This window comes from Hydrogenispora ethanolica (genome assembly GCF_004340685.1).
GTDB lineage: Bacteria > Bacillota > UBA4882 > UBA8346 > UBA8346 > Hydrogenispora > Hydrogenispora ethanolica.
This window is the reverse complement of the sequence record NZ_SLUN01000081.1, coordinates 1-2,177: the sequence shown is the minus strand read 5'-3', so window position 1 is coordinate 2,177 and position 2,177 is coordinate 1. Positions and strand designations below refer to the sequence as shown.

Genomic DNA, 2,177 nt, shown 5'->3' with positions numbered 1-2,177 from the left:
TTCTTTTATCGCTGTTTTCCTTGGATCTATTATACCACAAATAGCTCTTAAACTTAGTATTATCAAGGCTTTTTTCTCTGTTCAGCGAACCCCAAATAACGACCCATTTTTTAAAAATATTAATGTAAATAGCGTCAACTGGGGCAAATGTCAACCATCTAAGACTCAAGTAAATTCAAACTTTTCCAAACTCCATTTTCAGTTTTTATGGTAACTATATCTTTAAACTTTATTTCAAACTCTGCATGATCCACTCCACCGCCTGCACTTACACTGATGCCTAAAGAATCTTTTGATAAATAACAAAAAGTATCCGATTGATTTTCAGTACCTATTGTATCTAACGAGTCTGCTTTACTAAATGCGTTAATAAAATACTCAATAGGGTATTCATTATATATGTCTTTGAAATTAGCATTTAGCGCTTTAAACTTTCCATTCTTAAATTTATGTGCAATTTCATTAACTTTAACAAGATCTTTTAATCTTACTCGACTTACTAAATTAATATTTACATTTGTTGTATAAAATAAACGATTTGGATGAGGAGAACCTGTTTTATATCCTATTCCTACGTATTGAATACTTAATAAGTTCGCATTTTTCAATTTTATATTATAATTAATTTCTAAGTTAAGCCCATCAATTTCACCTGAATAGTAATTCAAAACTTTCAATGCTTCTTTTTTTATTAATTGATTGATATTTTCTTGTTTTCCTTTATTATTTAACTTGAAAATTTGAGGGTAATTAATTTGAACTCCTTTAACCTTATATGTTCCTTTCATTATTTCATAAATCATGTTTTTCGAAGTTTTGGAAGTTATCCCTGTAGCTTGCCCATTTACGATCCCTTTTGTAGTGGATGATAACGCTAGAATTACAAAAAATATTAATAAAAATATAGGGGCATATTTTTTCAACATAAACCTTCTCCTCCTATATAGGTTTTTAAAAAAGTAATTCAAGAGCTAAATGATTCGCTTTTACTTGATTACTTTACGGCAAAGATTATAGTAAAATTCTCTATTACTCAATCCGTTATATCCACCATTTACCATTTTAGTAACCTGTCTTACAGACGCTCCTGAATCGATAATAGCATTCATACCGTGAGTCTTCCACCAATACCCTCCTGCCTCCCAAAAATAATTTTTTGCAACGTAATCTGCGCCTTCCATAATTCTCGGATCATCCATAGCGTCTGCAAATGCTTTATATTGATTTTTTCCAGTCAAATGAATAGCTCCACCACCTCTATATTTTATACCATCTCCAGGCTGATTACCAAGGTCTTTTCTGCCATCGTACATACGCTGGAAATATCCTTTATCACCAAAATCTTGCTCTGTCGGCCACTGCCCCTTATTTGTTTCTTGCATACATTGACTAAGAAAATGCCTAATCCTCTCCGGAGTAGTTATATCATACTTTTTCAAAGTATTATTTAAACTTTCTACCACATCATCTGTAACATTCTTCCATCCAAGCTCCTTTAATTGTTCCGCAGTAACCTTTTGAGTACCTTCTTTAGCAGTTGGCTTATATTTATTAACAACACTCCTACTATACGACGCAAATGTCCCATTAACAAAGGCCAATCCCGCATCTTGTCTCATAAAGACTGCTGTAACTACATTTTGAGCACCGTTGGCTACAGCCTGTTTTCCTCTGCTATCCCCTGCCCATTTATCAAAGGTATTTCCAAACCATTTATTTACCTGCCAAGAAACTCCTCCCATAAGAGCGCCCTGCCCGGCGCCGGACCAGAAATCTCCCCCAAAAGCCTCGCTGGTAATCCCACCGGAGATTGCGCCGCTTAAGACATTCGTTCCCAAAGCATTAGCGGACATCCCTGCCCAATTAACCAAGGCATTGTTGACTCCCATTGAGATCCCGCCGCTGATTGCCCCCATCAATGCTCCGGTCCAAAAATCCCCACCGTTCCGCTCCGAGCTAAATCCGCCAATTAAAGCACCAATGATGATCTGCCAGAACTGCCCGTCCGGATCGCTCCGTATCACCGGGTTATTCCCGCAATAACTGTAAAGGTTCGGATTCTGCGGATCCGCCGCCGGGTCGGCCGAGATAAACCGCCCTAGCTCACTGTCGTACCACCGGGCATTAAAATAATACAGCCCCGTGTCCGGGTCATATTCTTTCCCGGTGAATCCGAA

2 protein-coding genes are annotated in these 2,177 nt (G+C 37.5%); both read right to left on the bottom strand.

Features of this window, described 5'->3' with window-relative positions:
- Positions 1-158 precede the first annotated feature (158 nt).
- A complete protein-coding gene (locus EDC14_RS26340; protein WP_132018382.1) occupies positions 159-926 on the bottom strand; it encodes a polysaccharide deacetylase family protein in 768 nt (255 codons plus the stop codon).
- A 60-nt stretch (positions 927-986) separates the two neighbouring features.
- Positions 987-2,177: RHS repeat-associated core domain-containing protein (locus EDC14_RS26335; protein WP_132018379.1), on the bottom strand; the 1,191-nt coding region annotated here is incomplete at its 5' end.

What these genes read in the sequence shown, in the direction of transcription:
- EDC14_RS26340 (WP_132018382.1), bottom strand. Translation starts at nt 926, where the DNA reads ATGTTGAAAAAATATGCCCCTATATTTTTATTAATATTTTTTGTAATT.